Source organism: Nonomuraea mesophila, from assembly GCF_004352805.1.
Taxonomy (GTDB): domain Bacteria; phylum Actinomycetota; class Actinomycetes; order Streptosporangiales; family Streptosporangiaceae; genus Nonomuraea; species Nonomuraea longispora.
Window position 1 is genome coordinate 1 of sequence record NZ_SMLD01000306.1, and the last position, 5,061, is coordinate 5,061.

The 5,061-nt window shown below is 69.6% G+C and carries 8 protein-coding genes; all 8 read left to right on the forward strand.

Translation table 11 applies throughout. The annotated features are described in order from the left end of the window. Positions 1-40: 40 nt before the first annotated feature. Complete coding sequence (locus E1295_RS46980; protein WP_132641721.1) at positions 41-508, forward strand: hypothetical protein; 468 nt, start codon at positions 41-43, stop codon at positions 506-508. Then, complete coding sequence (locus E1295_RS46985; protein ID WP_132641723.1) at positions 505-954, forward strand: hypothetical protein; 450 nt, start codon at positions 505-507, stop codon at positions 952-954. Before E1295_RS46980 ends, E1295_RS46985 begins: the two co-directional genes overlap by 4 nt. Then, entirely contained in the window at positions 954-1,370 is a 417-nt protein-coding gene (locus E1295_RS46990) for a WhiB family transcriptional regulator (RefSeq protein ID WP_132641725.1), read from the forward strand. Before E1295_RS46985 ends, E1295_RS46990 begins: the two co-directional genes overlap by 1 nt. After that, positions 1,367-1,744: a hypothetical protein gene (locus E1295_RS49540; RefSeq protein ID WP_166427776.1), complete on the forward strand. Its 378-nt coding sequence runs from the start codon at positions 1,367-1,369 to the stop codon at positions 1,742-1,744. Before E1295_RS46990 ends, E1295_RS49540 begins: the two co-directional genes overlap by 4 nt. Beyond that, positions 1,741-2,592 carry a DUF2303 family protein gene (locus tag E1295_RS46995; protein WP_166427777.1) on the forward strand — a complete coding sequence of 284 codons (852 nt, stop codon included), beginning with the start codon at positions 1,741-1,743 and terminating at the stop codon, positions 2,590-2,592. Before E1295_RS49540 ends, E1295_RS46995 begins: the two co-directional genes overlap by 4 nt. 442 nt (positions 2,593-3,034) lie before the next feature. After that, on the forward strand, positions 3,035-3,634 hold the full coding sequence (locus tag E1295_RS47000) for a hypothetical protein (protein ID WP_132641729.1): 600 nt from the start codon (positions 3,035-3,037) through the stop codon (positions 3,632-3,634). Then, positions 3,631-4,428: a hypothetical protein gene (locus tag E1295_RS47005; protein WP_132641731.1), complete on the forward strand. Its 798-nt coding sequence runs from the start codon at positions 3,631-3,633 to the stop codon at positions 4,426-4,428. Before E1295_RS47000 ends, E1295_RS47005 begins: the two co-directional genes overlap by 4 nt. 17 nt (positions 4,429-4,445) lie before the next feature. Continuing rightward, a partial coding sequence (locus E1295_RS47010; RefSeq protein WP_132641733.1) for a hypothetical protein occupies positions 4,446-5,061 on the forward strand: 616 nt, incomplete at its 3' end.

The following is a 5,061-nucleotide window of genomic DNA, read 5'->3' on the forward strand; positions in this document are numbered from 1 at the left end:
CCCCCAACCCGTCCCCCGTCCCCGTCTGGGAGGTATAGCCGTGAGCCGTTCCAAGGACATCGGCACCCGGGCAGAGAGCGCGGTCGTGGCCGCGATCCGGCCGCGCGGGTTCCCGCACGCCGAACGCCGCGCGCTGGCAGGCGAATTCGACCTCGGCGACCTCACCGGTACGCCCGGCATCTGCTGGGAAGTCAAGGGCGGCGACAAGGCGAAAGACGCGGGCGACGGGCAGATCGGCGCGTGGCTGGCCGAGACCGAGCGCGAGCGGATCAACTCGGGCGCGAACGTGGGCGTGCTGGTGACGCAGCGGCGCGGCGTCGGGCTGGGTAACGCGCACCGGTGGTGGGCGTGGCTGCCGCTCGGGCACGTGGTCGAGCTCGGCCGCGGGCCCGAGTACGTGATGCCCCCGTGCGTGTTCGACATCCCGGTGCGGATGCTGCTCGAGGACGCGTGTCTGTTGCTGCGGTCGGCCGGGTACGGCGAGCCCCTTGAGGCGGTTGCGCCGTGAAGTACTGGGCGCGCGTAACCAAGTTCGATCCGCGGGGGTGCCAACTCGCCGACCGGCATTACTCCCGACGAAAGATCGGCTCACCGCAGTTCATGCCACCCGGACAGACCATCGTTCTCCTGTCGTGCGACGAGCGGGCCGTCTTCGGGTGGTGGCGCCCACACCCACGTTCGGGTCTACGCGCGATGAACGGGCTCGACGGTTGGACATGCACGATCTTCCACAACGAATCGACGATCCTGTCAAGCGAACTCATCCTCGACGCCGAGCGGGTGTTCGCCGAGGAAGGGCACGACATCGGGCCGGACGGACTGTTGACCTACGTGTGGGACCGCAAGGTCCGCTCGGCCAACCCCGGTTACTGCTTTAAGCAGGCCGGATGGAAACGCGTCGGCCGCTCGGCTGATCGACGTAAGACGCTCTTACAGAAGCTCGAGGCGGTGTGATGGCCGCACTTCGCGCATACGCCGACATCGACTTTTACCCGCCATGGCAGGCCACCGCGCCGTGCACCGGCCGGGGCCGCGACATGGACCCCGACGAGCGGGCGCCCGCCGAGGTCGCCCGCGCCCGCGCCATCTGCCACGACTGCCCCGTGCTCGAGCGGTGCCGCGAGTGGATCGCCGGCATCCCGCTCGCCGCCGACCCGGGCGGCGTGATCGCCGCCCTCACCTTCCACGAGCGCGAAGAACTCGAGCTCGCGAAACAGCCGCCCCGCACCTGCCGCACCTGCGGCGAGCCCAAGCCGTGGCGGGCGTTCCCGCCCGCGAAACGCGGCAGGCCGGGCCGTAGCTGGCACTGCCGCACCTGCCACAACGCCCGAGACAGGGCCCGGCACGCAAAGAGAAAGGCACCACAGTGACCGACCACACCGACGCCGAGCCGATGCAGGTTCGGCCGTTCGCCGACGTACTGCGCGACATCCAAGGGGGTGAGGTGTCCGACAAGGCGGCCGAGCTCATGCAGCAGCTCGTCTCCGCGGTCAAGCAGCACGGCAAGCGCGGCGAATTCACTCTCAAGATCGACGTGCAGCCCATGAAGGGCAACGACAAGGCGCTCATGGTGTCCGCGCAGGCGTCGATCAAACCGCCCAAGGGCGACCCCACCGCCGCCGTCTTCTTCTACGACGGCGACAACAACCTCGTGCGCGACGACCCGCGGCAGCTCGCGCTGCCCGGCGTGCTGCGCGAGATCAACCAACCCGCCAACGACAACGTGAGGGAGATCCGCAAGTGAACGACCGCACCGAAAACGACGCCGTTATCCAGGTGGCCCAAGAGGCCGCCCGCGCCGCCGCCGGCGCAACCCCGCTCGACATCGGCACCGTCTACATGGTGCCGACCGCGGACGGGCCGCGCCTGCTCGACCTCGACACCACCGAGCACCGGCAGCGACTCGCCGCGCCGCGCCGCAAGACCGGCCGCACGGTCGTCGAGGACGTCGGCTCTTTCCTCGCCTACTTCCGCAAGCACGCCGACGCCGACACCGAGACGTACGTCAACGTGCACGCGCGGGCGATCACCGCGGTGCTGAACGCGCCCACCGCCGACGCGCCGAGGTGGGGCGACCACCGGCTCATCCTGCAACTGTGTACGACCGACGCGTGGGATGCGTGGGCGGGGAACGACCGGCGGTGGCTGCCGCAACGCGAGTTCACCGACTTCCTCGAGGAACACCTGTCCGATATTCGCGAGCCGGCCGCCGCCGAGCTGCTCGAGATCGCGACCACGTTCCACGCCAAGACCACGGTCAAGTTCGCGTCGGCGACCCGGCTCGCGTCGGGCGACGCGAATCTCGTGTGGGAGGAGACGACCGACGCGAGCGCCGGCGCCAAGGGCAACTTGAAGGTGCCGACCGAATTCAAGATCGCGGTCAAGTGCCTCGAGCTGCCCGTCGCCGAGGGTGAAGACCCGGTTGTATACGGGCTCGGCGCGCGGTTCCGGTACCGGATCGAGCGGGGCGAGTTGCGCGTCATGTACCTGCTCGACGACCCGGCCGCCGTGCTGCGCGACGCCGTGCTCGCCGTCGTCGGGCAGGTCGAGAAAGCGGCCGAGATCACGATCCTGCGCGGCATGCCCGCCTGATGCGCCCGTGCGGTTGGTGGGGTGGTGTCGCGTACTGCGGCGCCACCCCGACGCGCCCCTACATCCAAGGGTGGCGGTGCGCCCGGCACACGCCCGCGGCCATGGCCGGCCGGCCCAAGCCCGGGCAGACGGCGCACTGCGCGCCGCGCCGCTGCTACTGCGACGCAGGCTGCATGAGAAACATCGAGCAACTTTCCCCGGATGTCGAGCAACATCGGGAAACGTCGTGGCCTGCCTCGGCGGTCCCCTCCTAACCTCCCAATCATGGCCATCGCGCCGAGCAGATAGCGCGCGAACTCTACCCGAACCGAGGTGAACCCGGATGAACCTCGACGGCCGCACGTGTTGCATGTTGCGGCGCATTGTTGCGAGTTGTAGCGTGTATGGCACTTGGCGACCCCGGTGCGGGTCGCCGCCCGAGAGCAGAGGAGCACGGCAGCGCATGAGCAGAGATCCGCAGGTCGGCGATCTCGTCGACATCACCATCAAGGGCGCCCGCGTCACAGACGGCGTGTCGCATGAGCACATGCAGGGCCGTTCGTTCGTCGCCCGCACCGTCGGCCACGTCGGCACCTACACGTTCGTGGTCTGCCCCGACGTGCCCGCCGTCGCGGTGCAGGTCGTCGAGCGCGCGATGCCTGCCAAGTGGCCGCCCTGCCCGGGCGACATCTGGCGCGACAAGGACAACGACCTTTGGTTCGCCCACCGCGAGCGGGACGACATCGTGCTCACCAACACCGAGGGGTGGGTCACGTCGCCCACCGACGTGCACAGCACGTGGGGGCCGCTCGCGCTCGTACGCCGCGAGCAGACCGTCGAGGGCGACGACTCGCCCGCCACGTGGCCGCCGCCCCCCGCCAACTGGCCGCCCCGCGCCGGCGACGTGTGGCGCGACCAGGACGGCGACGACTGGACGGCCGTCAACGATGTGCTGTGCGAGGGGCTGTGTCTGCACGGGCAGGGCATCCCGCGTTCCGTCGAAGAGGTGCGCAACGATTACGGGCCGCTCACCCTGGTGAGCCGCGAGCAGACCGCGCTATGACGCCGAGTCAGAAGGTTCTCGACCAACAGCGCGAGCTCGACGACCTGATCGAGGCGCACATCAACAACGCGCCCCGCTCACTACAGGTCGAGCCCGGCCCGTCCGAGATCGGCATCCCATGCGACCTACGGCTCGGGTACAAGCTGCTCGGCCACCCCGAGGTCGCCGACCGGCCGCGCCGCCTGCCATGGAAAGCGTGGATCGGCACCAACGTGCACCGCGGGCTCGAGGAACTACTGACACTCGCGAACATGTCACGGCCGAGCTGGTCTGAAAACGGCGTCGACCGCTACCAGCTCGAGCAGCGCGTCACCGTGGGCCAGGTCGACGGAACCGACATCTCCGGCAACTCCGACCTTTACCTCGACGGCGTGGTGTGGGACTGGAAAATCCCCGGCGGCACCACGCTGCGCGAGTACAAGCGCAACGGGCCCGGCCCGCAGTACGAGGTGCAGGCGCACGAATACGGGCTGGGCTGGGAACTGCGCGGCTATCCCGTCACGGACGTGGCGATCTACTTCCTGCCGCGCGACCAGGAATGGCCGCAACGCTTCCTGTGGTCCGCGCCGTACAACCGCGACCTTGCGCTCGAGCGGCTCGCCCGCGTCGACGGCATAGCCAAGCTCACGCGCGCACTCGGCCCGGCCGCGCTGCCGCTGCTCAAGCGGCGCGCGTCGTGGTGCCAGTCATGCCCGTGGCGCCTGCCGGGCTCCCAAGACGTCACCCGGGGCTGCCCGGGCGACCCCGACGCCCTCGAGCAAGCGGCGTCGGAACTGTCCGACCTCATCGCCTAGTAGCAGAGGAACCAGCAATGACCGAAACCGAGCAGTACGACGCGAACGACTTCCTGATGGGGGGCGGCATCCCGAGCGGGCACGCCGTGTTCGACAAGGCGCCGCACGGCACCGCCTTGACGGGCACCGTCACCGCCACGCCCACCGTCGAGCAGCAGCGCGACCTCGACACGGGCAAGCTCAAGTTCTGGGACAGCGACGGCAAGCCCATGATGCAGCTCGTCGTCACCCTGCAAACCGACCTGCGCGACCCCGAGATGCACGACGACAGCGGGCTGCGCAAGCTGTACGTGAAGGGCAACATGCTGGCCGCGATCCGCACCGCGGTGCGCGCGGCGGGCGCGAAGGGCCTCGAGCCGGGCGGCACGCTCACCGTCACATACGTGAGCGACGGCGAGCAGAAGAAAGCCGGTAAGAACCCGCCCAAGATTTACACGGCCGTGTACGTGGCGCCTGCCGCCGCCGCGGCGAACGCGTTCGTGCAGGGCGGGCAGCCCGGGCCCATCGCACAGATGCCGCAGCAGTTCGCGCAGACCGGTTCCGCTCTCGCGCAGGCTGCGGCGCCTGAACTCGCCGGCATGCCCAACCCGGTGCAGACGGCATACAACGCCGCGCAGACGCAGCCTGCGCGAG